Origin of the sequence: Nocardiopsis sediminis, from assembly GCF_042650565.1 — a bacterium.
Taxonomy (GTDB): Bacteria; Actinomycetota; Actinomycetes; order Streptosporangiales; family Streptosporangiaceae; genus Nocardiopsis_B; species Nocardiopsis_B sediminis.
On sequence record NZ_JBHSBH010000020.1, the window covers coordinates 40,576 to 54,493 of the forward strand.

The 13,918-nt window shown below is 71.7% G+C and carries 14 protein-coding genes; 8 read left to right on the forward strand and 6 right to left on the reverse strand.

Annotation, left to right across the window (positions count from 1 at the left end):
- Window positions 1-13: 13 nt before the first annotated feature.
- Window positions 14-481, reverse strand: a complete 468-nt coding sequence (locus ACFOVU_RS27910) for a hypothetical protein (protein ID WP_378538384.1) — start codon at window positions 479-481, stop codon at window positions 14-16.
- Between the two features lie 289 nt (window positions 482-770).
- The gene (locus ACFOVU_RS27915; protein ID WP_378538386.1) at window positions 771-1,220 is read right to left on the reverse strand and encodes an ATP-binding protein; all 450 of its coding nucleotides are present in this window, start codon (window positions 1,218-1,220) and stop codon (window positions 771-773) included.
- A 300-nt stretch (window positions 1,221-1,520) separates the two neighbouring features.
- On the opposite strand from ACFOVU_RS27915, the gene ACFOVU_RS27920 reads away from it, so the two are divergent.
- Both ACFOVU_RS27920 and ACFOVU_RS27925 read left to right on the forward strand, forming a co-directional pair.
- Complete coding sequence (locus tag ACFOVU_RS27920) at window positions 1,521-2,357, forward strand: helix-turn-helix domain-containing protein (protein WP_378538388.1); 837 nt, start codon at window positions 1,521-1,523, stop codon at window positions 2,355-2,357.
- On the forward strand, window positions 2,338-2,517 hold the full coding sequence (locus ACFOVU_RS27925) for a DUF397 domain-containing protein (RefSeq protein WP_378538389.1): 180 nt from the start codon (window positions 2,338-2,340) through the stop codon (window positions 2,515-2,517). Before ACFOVU_RS27920 ends, ACFOVU_RS27925 begins: the two co-directional genes overlap by 20 nt.
- Before the next feature lie 16 nt (window positions 2,518-2,533).
- On the opposite strand, the gene ACFOVU_RS27930 is transcribed toward ACFOVU_RS27925, so the two are convergent.
- The gene (locus ACFOVU_RS27930) at window positions 2,534-3,103 is read right to left on the reverse strand and encodes a carboxymuconolactone decarboxylase family protein (protein WP_378538391.1); all 570 of its coding nucleotides are present in this window, start codon (window positions 3,101-3,103) and stop codon (window positions 2,534-2,536) included.
- A gap of 222 nt (window positions 3,104-3,325) precedes the next feature.
- On the opposite strand from ACFOVU_RS27930, the gene ACFOVU_RS27935 reads away from it, so the two are divergent.
- Window positions 3,326-4,459: a methyltransferase domain-containing protein gene (locus ACFOVU_RS27935; RefSeq protein ID WP_378538393.1), complete on the forward strand. Its 1,134-nt coding sequence runs from the start codon at window positions 3,326-3,328 to the stop codon at window positions 4,457-4,459.
- Here the strand turns inward: ACFOVU_RS27935 and ACFOVU_RS27940 are convergent.
- Both ACFOVU_RS27940 and ACFOVU_RS27945 read right to left on the reverse strand, forming a co-directional pair.
- Window positions 4,456-5,124 (reverse strand): hypothetical protein, encoded by a 669-nt coding sequence (locus ACFOVU_RS27940; protein ID WP_378538394.1) that lies wholly within the window; start codon window positions 5,122-5,124, stop codon window positions 4,456-4,458. The two genes, ACFOVU_RS27935 and ACFOVU_RS27940, sit on opposite strands and share 4 nt — an antisense overlap.
- A 42-nt stretch (window positions 5,125-5,166) precedes the next feature.
- Complete coding sequence (locus tag ACFOVU_RS27945) at window positions 5,167-5,865, reverse strand: hypothetical protein (RefSeq protein ID WP_378538396.1); 699 nt, start codon at window positions 5,863-5,865, stop codon at window positions 5,167-5,169.
- Window positions 5,866-6,226: 361 nt separating this feature from the next.
- Between ACFOVU_RS27945 and clpX the strand changes: the two genes are divergently transcribed.
- The 5 genes from clpX to ACFOVU_RS27970 all read left to right on the forward strand — a co-directional run bounded on the left by clpX (window position 6,227) and on the right by ACFOVU_RS27970 (window position 11,664).
- The gene (gene clpX, locus ACFOVU_RS27950) at window positions 6,227-7,537 is read left to right on the forward strand and encodes an ATP-dependent Clp protease ATP-binding subunit ClpX (RefSeq protein WP_378538397.1); all 1,311 of its coding nucleotides are present in this window, start codon (window positions 6,227-6,229) and stop codon (window positions 7,535-7,537) included.
- Between the two features lie 153 nt (window positions 7,538-7,690).
- Window positions 7,691-8,683, forward strand: a complete 993-nt coding sequence (locus ACFOVU_RS27955; protein WP_378538399.1) for an ABC transporter ATP-binding protein — start codon at window positions 7,691-7,693, stop codon at window positions 8,681-8,683.
- Between the two features lie 73 nt (window positions 8,684-8,756).
- A complete protein-coding gene (locus ACFOVU_RS27960) occupies window positions 8,757-9,611 on the forward strand; it encodes an ABC transporter permease (protein ID WP_378538401.1) in 855 nt (284 codons plus the stop codon).
- A gap of 129 nt (window positions 9,612-9,740) precedes the next feature.
- On the forward strand, window positions 9,741-11,054 hold the full coding sequence (locus tag ACFOVU_RS27965) for a sensor histidine kinase (RefSeq protein ID WP_378538402.1): 1,314 nt from the start codon (window positions 9,741-9,743) through the stop codon (window positions 11,052-11,054).
- A gap of 4 nt (window positions 11,055-11,058) precedes the next feature.
- On the forward strand, window positions 11,059-11,664 hold the full coding sequence (locus ACFOVU_RS27970; protein ID WP_378538403.1) for a response regulator transcription factor: 606 nt from the start codon (window positions 11,059-11,061) through the stop codon (window positions 11,662-11,664).
- A gap of 46 nt (window positions 11,665-11,710) precedes the next feature.
- Here the strand turns inward: ACFOVU_RS27970 and ACFOVU_RS27975 are convergent, their stop codons facing one another.
- Window positions 11,711-13,879, reverse strand: a complete 2,169-nt coding sequence (locus ACFOVU_RS27975; protein WP_378538529.1) for a SpoIIE family protein phosphatase — start codon at window positions 13,877-13,879, stop codon at window positions 11,711-11,713.
- Between the last annotated feature and the right edge of the window lie 39 nt (window positions 13,880-13,918).

Consider the following 13,918-nt stretch of genomic DNA (forward strand, 5'->3'; position numbering starts at 1 on the left):
CTGAGGCGGGCGCTCAGCGGGCGTTGAGGTCTTGGAGTTCCTGGAGCCCGGCGAGGGTGCGTTCCGCGAGGGTGGGCTCGACGGAGTCCTGGCCGTGGTGGCGACGGTCCTCGTTGGCGGCCGCGAGCTGGTGGGGCGTCCCGATGATGTAGGGCCGCACCAGGTGGGCGGCCTCCTCCCGGCAGTCGCGCGGGGTGCCGGGCGTCGCGGCCTGGAACCGCTCCCAGAGGAGGTAGGGGCGGGTGATCTCGGTGGCGGTCATGTCGGCCTCCACCGGGACCCGGACCGTGGCCCTGCGCCGGGGTGGGATGACCGGGACGTCGGCCCCGGGGCCGGCCGCGCGGGGTATGGCGCGCATGAGGCGGCGGGCCTGCGTGCTGCGCGGGCGCAGCGGCACGGTGCGGGCGTGGATGGTCAGGGCCACGAGCAAGGCGGAGGCGATCCAGAGACCGCACGCGCTGAAAATGATAAAGTTCGTCACAGCTCTTCTGCTCCTGGTTCTGGCAGGACGGGGGGCGAGGCCCCGGTTAGGTGTTCCAGCACCTATCGGGGCCGTTCTTTTGGGTGCGCTGGACACTCTACACGCTTGGAAATGCATTTCAACGAGAGTTCATATGGCGAATTTGAGTGACGTTTGTCCATTGATTTCAGTAGATGAATGAACTTGAATCGATGGATAATGTTTTATTTTCCGGGCAAATGTCCTCTTTGGGAGGCCCGCGTGCCGATGCCTTCCTCTCCCCGGCAGAGGCACCGGCACGCGGGGGTTTTCAGGCGATTCGCGGCGTAATGGCCGTGGACCTGGCGTGACTGGTGCTCCATGTGAGCGTGAAGGTGACGCCGGTACGCGGGTGGGCGAGGGGTGCCCAGGAGTCGGCGAAGTGGTCGATCAGCGCAAGACCGCGCCCGTGCTGCGCCATCGGGGTGAGGGGGCGGATGAAGGGAAGTGTCCCGCCGGCGGGACACCCTTCGTCGTCTACCTCCATGGTCACGCGGCGCTGGTCGAGCTTGATGGTGACCTGGAAGACGCCGCCCCGGCCGCTGGCCGTGTACCGGAGGCTGTTGGTCACGGCTTCGGAGAGGCAGAGGACGGCAGCGGCGGCGGTGTCGTCGGGGATGGCGTATCCGGAGTGGACGGCCATGACCTGGTCGGCCCAGATGCGGGCTTCGCGGACCTGCTCGGCCCATCCGGGGAATTCGCGCGTATAGGACATCCCCATCACCGCCCCATGACGATGTGCGAGCGCCGGTATTCGGTCTCCCCGACATAGGGGCGCACCCGCCGAGCGCGCCGCCTCGGGTCTTTTCCGCGGCGGGATTGCATGCCGCTGGTGTTCATGGTGTGGCCCTCCTTGGATTGGTCAGGTCCCTTTCCTTGCTCAGGAACACCATGAACGATCCGGAATCCAGTGCGCTAGAAACATCACTGCCGCGTCAAGAAGGATCATGTTCTATGATGCATGATCGTATTATCATCACGCATTGCTGATGGAACGGCAGATCTATGGAAGGGATACACCATGGGTCGGAGTGCGAAGCAACACCAAAAGCGGATAGGTAGGGAAATTCGGGCGGCCCGCGACAGAATGGGCCTCACGCAATCCCAGGTGGCCGACGCGTTGTCGGTCGTGCAGTCCGCGGTTTCGGCGTGGGAATCCGGTGTCAATGGAGTGTCGGCAGAGCAGGCGGCTCAGCTCGACAAGCTGCTCGGAACCTCTGGCGTGATCCAGCGGGCTTGGAACAAGGCCAACACCACTGATGCGCTGCCCGAGTGGTACGAACGCGTCGAAGAGCTAGAGCGCAACATCTCCGAGCTGCGCGAATATCAGTCGTCGGTCATACCAGGGCTCATCCAGACCGAGGGCTACATCAGGGGCCTGCTTCGCGACTCTGCCCCATGGGCTTCCAAGCAGGAGGTCGAGCGGATGGTGAAGTCTCGCTTGAACCGGCAACGAATCTTGGACAGGGACGAGCCTCCGTCGATATCGATGGTGATCGAGGAATCGGTGTTGAAGCGGCACGTCGGCGCTTCCGATGATCCCGGGACCTTGTCCGTTCAGCTCGCCAGGGTGCTCGATCTCATTGATCGTGGGGTTCTTCGTATGCAGGTCATGCCTGCGGATGCCGAGTGCCATCCTGGCGCCAGTGGTCCGTTCCGGATCTACACCTTCCCGGATGAGCCCGTGGTCGCGTCGGCGGAACACATGTGGGGGGAACAGGTATCGGATAAGCGGACGCACGTGCAGCAGTGCACCGCCGTGTTCGGGATACTTCAGTCCGAAGCACGCTCCCCCAGAGCGAGCAGGGATCTGATCAGGAAGGTCAAGGACGAGCTCGATGAGAAGCCGTACTCCTGAGTGGCACAAGAGTTCCTACAGCGGGGCGCAGGGAAGTTGCGTGGAGGTGGCCGAGGGTGAGGTGGTCCGCATCCGGGACACACAGCACCGGGAGCTCGGCGCACTGGCCTTCCCCGTCCGCGAATGGGGGGCCCTCCTGGCCGACATCGACGCGCTTTGACCACCGGCCTCCCGGATCACCCCTCCGGGAGGGGGACCCGCAGGGTGCGGAGGAGGGTCGAGAGGAGGTCGTAGTAGCCGACCAGGGTGATCAGCTCGATCACCCCCGCCTCCCCGAAGTACTTCTCGGCGGCCGCGTGGCAGGCGTCCGAGGCGTCGCGGTCGCGGAGGAGGGCCCTGGCGAAGTCGAGTGCGGCCTTCTCGTCGTCGGCGAAGGTGCCCGGCGTCCCGTACCCGCCCAGCGCGCTGATCTCCTCCTCGGTCAGCCCGGCCACCGCCGCCAGCCGCCGGTGGGCCGACCACTCGAACGAGCTGGCCCGCGCCGTGGCCACCGCCAGGATCACGATCTCGCGCACTCTCACGGATAAAGACGTCCGCGAGCCCACCGCCTCGCTCAGCCCCTGGAGCGCGGTCCCCACGCTCGGCGCCGCCAGCATGGCATTGAAGGGCCCGTGCAGACGGCCCTCTGGGTCCCGCAGCTCGAACCCCGGCTCGGGGCCGTACTTGCGCAGGACGCCGTCGTAGATCGCCTGTTGCTCGGCCGTTAGCTCGCCGGGCGCGTACCAGTGGATTCTGCCGTGTCGCACAGGTCGATTATGGCGTTCGCGGCCCCTCCCCGTGGGCGGGGCCGCGAATCCGCCGGGTGCGCCCGGCTGCAACTGACCACAACCCCCGTTCCGGCCCGTCCGCACCAGCGCGGCCGGGACCGGCCAGCGCGCGCACTCAGGGCGATCGAATCGCTACCGTCGGCATGACGTCCGTGGACGGCGCGAGGACCCGCACGGTGCTCCCCACGGACGCGAGGGCCCATGGACGAAACCACGGATTGGACCGAGCGGCAAGCGCGGCTGGCCGCCTCACTGGGGACGTCCGAGCAGGTCGCACGGGCGTTCGCCACTGTGCCCCGCCATCGGTTCATCCCTTCCCGGGTATGGACGGGGCTCGTCGGTCCGCCGCTCGACCGCGACGCCGACCCGGACGCGTGGGCGGACCTCGTCTTCGCCGACGATGCCGTGACCACCCAGGTCAACGACGGCGAGGACGGCCGGGCCAACTTCCCGACCTCCTCGTCGTCGCAGCCGTCCGTCATGGCCGCCATGATCGAGGCGGCCGGTGTGGAGGCCGGGATGCGCGTGCTGGAGATCGGGGCCGGGACCGGCTACAACGCGGCGATCCTGAAGGAGCTCGCCGGAGTCGGCGGCCGGGTCGCCACGGTCGAGGTGGATCCGGCCGTCGCCGCCGGGGCCCGCCTGTCCCTCAAGAACGCGGGATACGACGTGGCCGTGGTCGACGGAGACGGAGCAGACGGGCACGCGGCGGCGGCCCCGTTCGACATCACCCTCGCCACCTGCGCGGTCGTCCGCTTCCCGGCCTCCTGGATCGCGCAGACACGGCCGGGCGGGCGGGTGGTGGCGCCGTGGAAGGCGTCCGCGGCTCTGCCCGGAGGGCTCCTGGCCAGGCTCGTCGTCGACGATGACGGGTCCGCCGGCGGGAGGTTCGCGGGCGGAGCGTCGTTCATGATGATGCGCTCGCAACGGTGGAGCGGGCCGATGCACGGTCGCGATGACGAACCCGAGGAGACCCGGACCGCGGCAGGCGACCCCTCCGCGATCGTCGCCGACGAAGCGTCGGGGCCGGTTCTCGCCATGACCGTGCCCGCGTGGCGCTTCGCGCCCCGCCGCTGGCCCGACGGGTCCGAGGGCGTGTGGGTGTCCGCGACCGACCGCCCGGCATGGGCCCGGCTCTATGCCGATGGCCGTGTCGAGCAGGGCGGGCAGCGGCGCCTTTGGGACGAGCTGGAATCCGCCCACCGGGCGTGGGTGGGCCACGGCCGCCCCGCCTTCACCGACTACGGCCTGACCGTCGCCCCGGATGGGACGCACCGGGTCTGGCTGCACGACCCGGCCGGCCCCACCTGGGTTCAGCCGAGAGGAGACGCTTAGGACAGCGGGGCGCTGTACCAGCGCCAGGTGGTGGGGCGGGGGCGGCCGGGGAGGTCGGTGCGGCCGGTGGACCAGAGGAGGGCGGGCCAGGGGGTCGCGTCGGCCGGGGCTTCGGGGAAGAGGCGGGCGAGGACCCGTTCGCAGAGGTCGGCGGGTGGGGTCCAGGTGAGCCCCAGGCCCTCGGCGACGTCGTGGGTGTGGACCAGGGTCTCCACGATCCCCATCGCCGCGAAGCCCTCAGGGTCGGATACGCCTTGCGTGTGGAAGGCGCGGACGTGCGGCGGTGTCGTGCGCACCATGGCGACCAGCAGCGCCCCGTTGGCCTCCAGCACCTGCATGAGCCCGGCCGGGCCGGCGTCGCGTTCGGCGTGGATGGTGTTCCCCGGCCCGCCCGGTCGGCGGCTCTCGCTGACGATGGGCACGTAGCGGTCCAGGGGCGGGGTCCGCGGGCCGAGCTGGGCGGCGTAGGCGAACAGGTCGTCGGCCAGGTGCTCGACCGTCTCCCAGCAGTTCCACTCCAGCGCCCCCGCCTTCCGTCCCCACGCCGATCCGGGCGCCCCGCCCAGGGCGTCCACGGCGAGCCGCACGGCGAGATCCACGTCGTCGGCCGTGACGGGGGCCCGGGAAGGGGCAGATGAAAGGCCGTTCTCCGGCGATCGCGACATGGCCGACACCGTACCGCGACGGTAGGGCACCGGTCGTTCCCGTCAGCCGAAGGTGTCGATCAGCCCGAAGGTGTCGATCAGGTAGAGGGCGGCGTACAGCGCGAGGAAGGCGGACCCGATGACGGTCAGGGCCACGCCGCCCCAGCGCGCTTCCCGGATCTTCCTGCGCATCGTGGTGGGCTGCACCCTGCCGCGGAGGGAGATGAACAGCAACGGGTCGTCCCCGGGGGTCCGGCGGGCGCGGATCACCGGTTCGCCCGTGGCTTCGTCGACGCCGAGCCAGCCGGTGACGGTGGTGTCCGTCCCCTCCGGGACGCGCCACTCCACGAACTGCACCCGGCGGACGACCATGTTCGACAGGCTGGCCCGGATATCGGGGAAGCCCTCCTTGATGCGGTCGGAGACCGCGGTGCGCTTGGGGAACGACTTCGTGTGCCACTCCTCGTGGGCGGTGACCGCGGTGTTCCCGTTGGCCATGTCCGGGTCGGGTTCGACGCGGATCCGGCGGCCTTCCCCGGCCAGCTGGAAGGCGCGCGGGGACGACTCGACCGCGGACAGGTCCTCACGGCTCCCCCAGAACCGCCGGTATGCGCGGAGCCGCAGACGCCACCAGACGGTTCCGCCGCGGCGGCTCAGGGGCGCCGACTCGGTCGGGTTCCCGGGAAGCGGCTCGGCCCGGCCGCGGACCGCGCACCGGTAGGGCGGGGTACCGGCGCCGGCATGGGCGAGGGCTTCGGCCACCCCGTACTGGGGCGTCTTCTCTTTCTTGGGGGCGCCATCATGGCCGTCGCGGTTCGTGCTCGGACGATGAGCAGCACGCCGACGACCACCATTGCCACGAAGGTGATCACGATCGACACGCCCCTTCCATTCGATTCCGGCCCTGCCGGGCCCGGTCCCCCTTGGGACGCACTCCCCGTCGGCCCGGTTTCGTCCGGGTCCGGCCAGCGCCTTCGCGCTGTCGCATTCGTGGCGGTCCGTCCTACCGCGGCGGGCCATCGCCGCCCGTCCCGGCGTTGCCGTCCGACCGGGGCCCATATACCGTGCATTCAGATGGCCACACCATGTGGTCATTTCATGTGAATCGTTTTGGAGGCCCCTGTTGACCGGCAGCCGAGGCGGCGGGAGCGGTGCCGAACCCCTGACGTGTACGTTCTGCGGAAAGACCCAGCAAGAGGTCAGAAAGCTGATCGCCGGACCGGGCCTCCTGTGCATCTGCGACGAGTGCGTCGGCCTCTGCAATGAGCTGATCGAAGAGGAACTCGCCGAATCCCGGCCCGCTGACGACGGTCCGCGGCCGCAGGCGCCGAAGCCGCGGGAGATCCACGCGTTCCTGGAGCGCTACGTCATCGGGCAGGACGACGCCAAGAAGGCGCTGGCGGTGGCGGTCTACAACCACTACAAGCGGGTGTGGGCGGACGCCGGCGGGTCGCGGCGGTCGCAGGAGCCGGACGTCGAGATCACCAAGTCCAACATCCTGCTCGTCGGCCCCACCGGCTGCGGCAAGACCCACCTCGTCCAGACCCTCGCCCGGATGCTCGACGTCCCCTTCGCCATCGCCGACGCCACCGAGCTGACCGAGGCGGGCTACGTGGGCCAGGACGTCGAGAACGTCCTGCTCAAGCTCGTCCAGGCGGCCGACCACGACATCGCGCGGGCCGAGACCGGGATCGTCTACATCGACGAGATCGACAAGGTCGCCCGCAAGGACGCCGGCCCCTCGATCACCCGCGACGTCTCCGGCGAGGGCGTCCAGCAGGCGCTGCTGAAGATCCTCGAAGGGACGATCGCGAGCGTCCCTCCGCAGGGCGGGCGCAAGCACCCCCAGCAGGAGCTGCTCCAGATCGACACCACCAACGTGCTGTTCATCGTCGGCGGCGCGTTCGCCGGCCTGGAGGACGTCATCGAGCGGCGCAGCGGCAGCGGCGGCCTCGGGTTCGGCGCGGCCGTCCGCTCCCGGACCGAGCGCGAGAAGGCCGACCCCTTCGCCGATGTCATGCCCGAGGACCTGGTGGCCTACGGTCTGATCCCGGAGTTCACCGGCCGGCTCCCCGTGGTGGCGACCGTGCAGCCCCTCGACCGCGCGGCGCTGATGCGGATCCTCACCGAGCCGCGCAACGCGCTGGTCAAGCAGTACCAGCGGCTCTTCGAGCTCGACGGCGTCGAGCTGGAGTTCACCGACGACGCCATCGGCGCGATCGCCGACCAGGCGCTGCTGCGCCGCACCGGCGCCCGGGCGCTGCGCGCGATCGTCGAAGAGGTGCTGCTCAACGTGATGTACGAGGTGCCCAGCCGCGACGACGTGGGGCGCGTCGTGGTCGACCGCGACACCGTCCTCGACAACGTCAACCCGACCCTGGTGCCGCGCGACCGCCCCGGGCGCGACCACGACCGCCGCGACAAGTCCGCCTGACCCCCGCTGTCAGCGCGGTCACCGCTGTCTCTATCTCTACGCGCGCGGAACGGCGGATGACATCTGTCATCCCCGCTACGCGGCGAAGCTCATGCCGAGCCGGTGACAGCCGTGCCTACCCCGCCCCGGCCCCCGCCGCCGAGAATCGACGGCATGAGCACGGGACACCAGGACCTCCCCCCGGACACCGCCGCCGCGATCAGCGTGCGGGACCTGCACCAGCGCTACGGTGACTTCGAGGCCGTCAGGGGGATCTCCTTCGACGTCGCACGCGGCGAGCTGTTCGCCCTGCTGGGGACCAACGGCGCCGGGAAGACGACCACCGTCGAGACCCTGGAGGGCTTCCGCCGCCCCGCCTCCGGCACCGTCCGCGTCTTCGGCATCGACCCCTACGGCCAGCCGGCCGCCCTGCGCGAGCGCGTCGACGCCGTGCTCCAGCACAGCGGGGTCTTCGCCGAGCTGACGGTCGCCGAGACCGTCGACCTCTCCCGCGACCTCGCCGCCGACCCCCTCGACCGCGACCACGTGCTGGAGCTGACCGGCCTCGCCGACAAGGCGGGCGCCGCCGTCCGGCAGCTCTCCGGCGGCCAGAAGCGTCGCCTCGACCTCGGGCTGGCCGTGCTCTCGCGCCCCGAGGCGCTGTTCCTGGACGAGCCCACCACCGGCATGGACCCCGAGGCCCGCCGGGCGACCTGGACCCTCATCGCCGGCCTGGTCGACGACGGCACCGCCGTCCTGCTCACCACGCACTACCTGGAGGAGGCCGAGCGCCTCGCCGACCGGCTCGCCATCATGCACCGGGGCGAGATCCGGGTATCGGGCACGCTGCGCGAGGTCGTGGCGGGCCGGGGCGACCGGATCGGCTTCCGGCTGCCGCACGACGTCCGCGCCGGGGACCTGCCCGATCTGCCCGGTGCGACCGTGGCCGTGGAGACCCGCGACGGCGCGGCGTGGGCCGGGTACACGGTCCTGGGCGACGACGCCGAGGGCCGGGCCCACCGGGCGCTGGCCCCGCTCATGGCGTGGGCCGGGGAGCGCGGGCTCACCCTGGACCGGCTGGAGCTGCGCTCGGCCTCGCTGGAGGACGTGTTCCTCGGCGTCGCCGACGGCGACGTGGCCGACCTCGTCGCGGATGGCCCCCGATGACCCCGGCGCCGCCGTACCCGACCACCGGCGGATCCCCCGCCGACCCGCCGCCGCCCCGCAAAGGACTCCGATCATGACCGCCACCGTGCGCGCCGCCGCGTCGCCGCGGCCGGGCGCGGGCCGCACGCCCGTGAACCGCCGCCGCCAGGCCCTCCGCCTGCTCCGCACCGAGCTCGTCCTGTTCTACCGCTACCGGGTGGCGCTGTTCTTCGCCGCCTTCCCGCTGGTGTTCGTCGCGTTCTACCTGCCGTTGGAGGGTCAGGAGGCGCTGCCCGGGATCGACGCCGCCGCCCTGAGCATGAGCGGCATCCCGATCCTGGCGGCCCTCGCGCTCGGCCTCATGCACGTGCCCAACGTCTACGCGGCGCGCCGCGAGCAGCTGGTGCTCAAGCGGTTCCGCGCGAGCGGGGTCGCGCCCGCGGCGCTGTTCGGGGCGACGACGCTGTCGGTGCTGCTGGTCGCGGCCGCGCTCACCGCGGCGGTGACGGCGATCGTGGCCGCGCGCTACGGCGCCCTGCCCGCCGACCCGGTGCTGATGCTGGCCGGCGCCGCCCTGATCACCGTGGTCATGTCGCTGCTGGGGATCGCCTTCACCAGCCTCACGCGCAACGCCGAGAGCGCGCAGATGATGTCCATCGTCCCGTTCATGCTCCTGTACGGGGCGAGCGGCCTGGTGGTGCCGCTCGAGATACTGCCCGACCAGGTCGCGGCCGTGTGCCGGCTCCTGCCCGCCGCCCCGGCGGCCGACCTGGTGCGCTCCGGGTACTGGGGGCACGACCTCTTCGGCGGCGGCAACGGGGCCGCGCCCGCCGGGTTCGCGGAGCTGTGGACCGCGGCGCTGCCCTCGCTGGGGGTGCTGCTCGCCTGGACGGCCGTGGCCGTGTTCCTGCTGCGCTACGTCCGCTGGGACCCGCGCCAGGCGGGGTGACCGAGACCGCCGCGGGGAGAGGCACGGGCGCGCTCTCGCCTCGCGGAAGGGGTGGGGCGGCCTGAGGACGGCGGGCCGCCCTCACCCCGGTTAAGCTGGCCCGACGACTGGGACGAGAGGGGACGGACGATGCCGGACACCGGGTCCGACACCGCCGCCGGGACCGGCGCCGAGATCGGCGACCGCGCCGCCGACGCGGTCGCGGCCGACGGCGCCGCCGCCCCCTCCACCGGCTCCGGCCCTGCTGCGGGCACCGGGCTGGGCGGCGGGTCCAGCCGCGCCGAACTGCGCCGGCTGCGCTATGCGCGATGGTTCGTCATCTCCGCGTTCGTCTTCCTCGCCCTGCTGATCCCGTTCTTCGCCGCGCTCGGCGTGGGAAACTCCCTGGCCACCGGTGAGATCCCGCTGTGGCGCAACATCCCCGCGTTCGTGCTCAGCCTGCCCCTGGGCGGGCTGTGCATCTGGATGGTCACCGTCCGCCTGGCCGATCCCGCGGTCGTCCCGGAACGGGTATTCTGGGCCTCGTTCGCCCTGGTCGTGCTCGTCGCCGTGCTGCTGGACGTCTACACCTGGACCCTGATGCTGGTGGGTGCGTGGTGGTCGACGGCGGCGCTGGTCGCGCCGCGCGCACGGATGGCCGCCATCGCCGCCGTCCTGCTCCTGCTGCCGTGGATCCGGATCGGGCTGCTGCCGGAGCCCGATTTCGTGCTGCTGCTCCAGGTGTGGGTGAGCGCGATCCTCTGGGCGGCGCTGATGCTCGGGGCCAACAGGGGGACCCTGTTCCTGTGGGACATCGCCTCCGAGGCCCTGGCCGCGCGCGATGCCCGCGCCCGGCTCGCCGTCAGCGAGGAGCGGCTGCGCTTCGCCCGCGACATGCACGACCTGCTCGGGCACAGCCTCTCGGGCATCGCCGTCAAGAGCGAGCTGGGCGCGCGGCTGGCCGAGCGCGACCCCGAGCGGGCCGCCCGCGAGATGGCCGATGTCCAGCGGCTGGCCCGCGAGGCGCTGCGCGAGGTGCGCGCGGCCGTCTCCGGCTACCGCGAGGTCGACCTCGCCGCCGAGGTCGCCGGCGTGCGCGCGGTGCTCGGCGCGGCCGGTATCCGCTCCACGGTCGACGTCCCCGAGGACGACACGCTCCCGGCGGACTCCGCCGCGCTCGCCGCGTGGGTCGTCCGTGAGGGCGCCACCAACGCCCTGCGGCACAGCAACGCCCGGTCGTGCGACCTCTCCGTGCGCCGCGGCGAGCGCGCGGTGGTCATCGAGGTGTACAACGACGGCGTGCGCGCCGACGCCGTCGACCCGTCCGGCCCGCGCTACGGCAACGGGCTCAGCGGCCTCGCCGAGCGCGTTGCCGCGGCCGGGGGATCATTGTCGGCCAGCCCCACCGGCGACGGCGGGTTCCTGCTGCGGGCGGTGCTGCCCGCCCTGGACGAAAGGACGTGACCGTGTGATCCGCATCGTGCTGGCGGACGACGAGCACCTGGTGCGGGGGGCGATCGCCGCCCTGCTCGGCCTGGAAGACGACCTGGAGGTCGTCGCCGAGGTGGGGCGCGGGGACGCGGTGGTGGGCGCGGTGACCGCGCAGCGCGCCGACATCGCGGTGCTCGACATCGAGATGCCCGGCGGATCGGGGCTGGAGGTGGCGGCCGACCTGAAGGCCGCCGCCCCCGGGTGCGGGGTGCTCATCCTCACCAGCTTCGGCCGGCCCGGCTACCTGCGCCGCGCACTGGCCGCGGGCGCGCGCGGGTTCCTGGCCAAGGACGCCCCGGTCGACCAGCTGGCCGGCGCGATCCGCAAGGTGCACGGGGGCGGCCGCTACATCGACACCGAACTGGCGGCCGCGGCCATGACCGCCGGCGAGAACCCGCTGACCGCCCGAGAGGCCGAGGTTCTACGCGGCGCCGCAGAGGGCAAGCCGGTGAGCGCGATCGCCTCCACCCTCCACCTCACCGAGGGCACCGTGCGCAACTACCTCTCCAGCGCCATCACCAAGACCGGCGCCGACAACCGCATGACCGCCATCCGCACGGCCCAGGACATGGGCTGGCTGTGAATGGTGACGTTGTCCACAGGCTGTGGACGAGCGCTAGGTGTACTGATCACAGGAAGCGCAGCACCAGCATCGCCGTGTCGTCGGTGTGGCCGCCCGGGGCGAATTCCTCCAGGTCTCTGTCGAGGCGGACGGTGATCGCGTGGGCGGTGAGGCCGGAGCAGGCGGAGAAGATCCGGGTCAGGCCTTCGTCGCCGAGCATGTCGGAGCCGTTGCGGCGCTCGGTCACGCCGTCGGTGACCGCGAGCAGGACGTCGCCCGATGCGACCTCAAGGGTCTCGGTGTGGAACTCGACGTCCTCGAACGCGCCCAGCAGCGGCTGGGAGCTGCCCATCGGCTCGACCGCGCCCTTCTGGTTGAGCCGCAGCGGGAGCGGGTGGCCGGCCGAAACCAGGCGGATCCGCATGCCCTCGCCCGGCCGGCCCAGCGGGGTCATCTCCCCGTAGAGCATGGTGAGGAACCTGGTGCTGGTGTTCTCGTCCAGGATCGCCAGGTTCAGCCGCTGCATGATGTGCGACGGGGAGAACCCCTCGCGGGCCAGCGCCCGCAGCGTGTGCCGGGCCAGGCCGGTGACCGCGGCGGCCTCCGGCCCCGTTCCGCAGACGTCGCCGATCGCGAAGCACCAGCGGCCGTCGATGGCGAAGAGGTCGTAGAAGTCGCCGCCCACCACCGTGCGCTCGTCGGCCGACCGGTAGAACACCGCGTGGTCGACACCGGGGATGACCGGCACCTTCTCCTTCGCCGGCAGCAGGCTGCGCTGAAGCGCCTCGCTCATCGACGTCTGCGCCGCGTACAGCCGCGCGTTCTCCATGGCCGAGGCGACCCGGCGGGCCAGGTCGTCGACGATGTCGACGTCCTCCAGGGTGAAGTCCTCGCCCGCCTGCTTGCCCAGCGTCATCCGGCCCAGCTTCTGCCCGTGGGCGACCAGCGGCACGCTGATCGCCGGGCACTCCGCCAGCTCCATGGTGAGTTCGTCGCCCAGCCCGGCCGCGATGAGCGCGTCACGTGACCACAGCGGCCGGGGCTCGCGCTGCTCGGGCGGCGGCAGCTCGGTGAGCAGGGTCCGCAGGACGTCGTTGTAGTTCTCGTTGCCGTGCATGGTGTGCACCAGCCGGGACACGCCCAGGTCGGTGGTGGTGTGCACCGCACACCACGCGTGCAGCCGCGACGTGATGAGCTGCGCGGCCAGCGCCGCGGTCATCTGCTCGTCGAGGGTCCCGGTGAGCAGGTCGCTGGCCTCGGCCAGGAAGCTCAGCGACGCACGGCGGGCGAGTTCGACCTCGGCAAGGCGGGCGCGCTCCATGGGCAGCGCGATCCGGTCGGCGCCCTCCTGGAGCCGGCGCGCCGCTGTGTCGCCGAAGTGCCGGATGCGCCGCGACGCCACCCCGATCAGCCCGGTGATCCGGCCCTCGACGATCAGCGGGGCGGTCACCAGCGACCGCATGCCCGCCTCCGCGAGCCGGCCGCGGTGGGCGCGGGCGATCATCAGGTCGTCGTTGATGACGGCGCCCGGCGCCGGTGCGACCGAGGGGAATGTCTCCTCGGTGCGGCTGCGGAACCTGCGCCAGGGGCCGGTGGTGACGCCGACGGCCGCGCGGACCTCCCACTCGGTCTCATCGGTGGTGGCCAGCGCGATGTAGGCGGCGTCGCCGCCCAGCGCCGAGCGGGCGTATTCGACCGTGCGGTCCAGCAGGTCGGGCAGCGACAGCCGCGCCGACAGCGCGGCGTCCAGCGACGCCCACGGGCTGGGCCGCGTGGGACGGCGCCGCAGCGGGCGCACCGGCAGCGGGGGAGTCAGCTCCGAGTGGGACATGCCGTTCTCGTCCTGGATCCGGAACCAGACGGCCTTGTCCTCCTTGCTGTAGCTCACACCCCAGCTGGTGGCGATCGCCGCGGCGAGGGCCAGGCCCAGCCCGCCGCTGCGGGAGTTCTCGTGTGAGGGGGAGGTGTCGACGGCCAGGGGGCCGGCCTGGGGCACGGCCCGGCCGGGCACCCGGTCGGCGACCACGACCTCGACGGCGCCGTGCAGCCGGCGCACGGTCAGTTCGAGCACGCTCTCGGCGTGCACAACGGCATTGGTGACCAGCTCGCTGACCAGCAGGATGATGTCGTCCGCGCCGGATTCCACGCCCCAGTCGCTCAGGGTGTCGCGGACGAACAGCCGGGCGTCGCCCGCGGTCTCGGGAGCGGGGGAGAACTGCTGGCGGGCGACCTTCATCTCGTCATGTGGCATGGTGAAGCCGTACGGTTTCCTTCG

What these genes read in the sequence shown, in the direction of transcription:
- ACFOVU_RS27915 (WP_378538386.1), bottom strand. Translation starts at nt 1,220, where the DNA reads ATGGGGATGTCCTATACGCGCGAATTCCCCGGATGGGCCGAGCAGGTC.
- ACFOVU_RS27920 (WP_378538388.1), top strand. Translation starts at nt 1,521, where the DNA reads ATGGGTCGGAGTGCGAAGCAACACCAAAAGCGGATAGGTAGGGAAATT.
- ACFOVU_RS27925 (WP_378538389.1), top strand. Translation starts at nt 2,338, where the DNA reads ATGAGAAGCCGTACTCCTGAGTGGCACAAGAGTTCCTACAGCGGGGCG.
- ACFOVU_RS27935 (WP_378538393.1), top strand. Translation starts at nt 3,326, where the DNA reads ATGGACGAAACCACGGATTGGACCGAGCGGCAAGCGCGGCTGGCCGCC.
- ACFOVU_RS27940 (WP_378538394.1), bottom strand. Translation starts at nt 5,124, where the DNA reads ATGTCGCGATCGCCGGAGAACGGCCTTTCATCTGCCCCTTCCCGGGCC.
- ACFOVU_RS27955 (WP_378538399.1), top strand. Translation starts at nt 7,691, where the DNA reads ATGAGCACGGGACACCAGGACCTCCCCCCGGACACCGCCGCCGCGATC.
- ACFOVU_RS27960 (WP_378538401.1), top strand. Translation starts at nt 8,757, where the DNA reads ATGACCGCCACCGTGCGCGCCGCCGCGTCGCCGCGGCCGGGCGCGGGC.
- ACFOVU_RS27965 (WP_378538402.1), top strand. Translation starts at nt 9,741, where the DNA reads ATGCCGGACACCGGGTCCGACACCGCCGCCGGGACCGGCGCCGAGATC.
- ACFOVU_RS27975 (WP_378538529.1), bottom strand. Translation starts at nt 13,879, where the DNA reads ATGAAGGTCGCCCGCCAGCAGTTCTCCCCCGCTCCCGAGACCGCGGGC.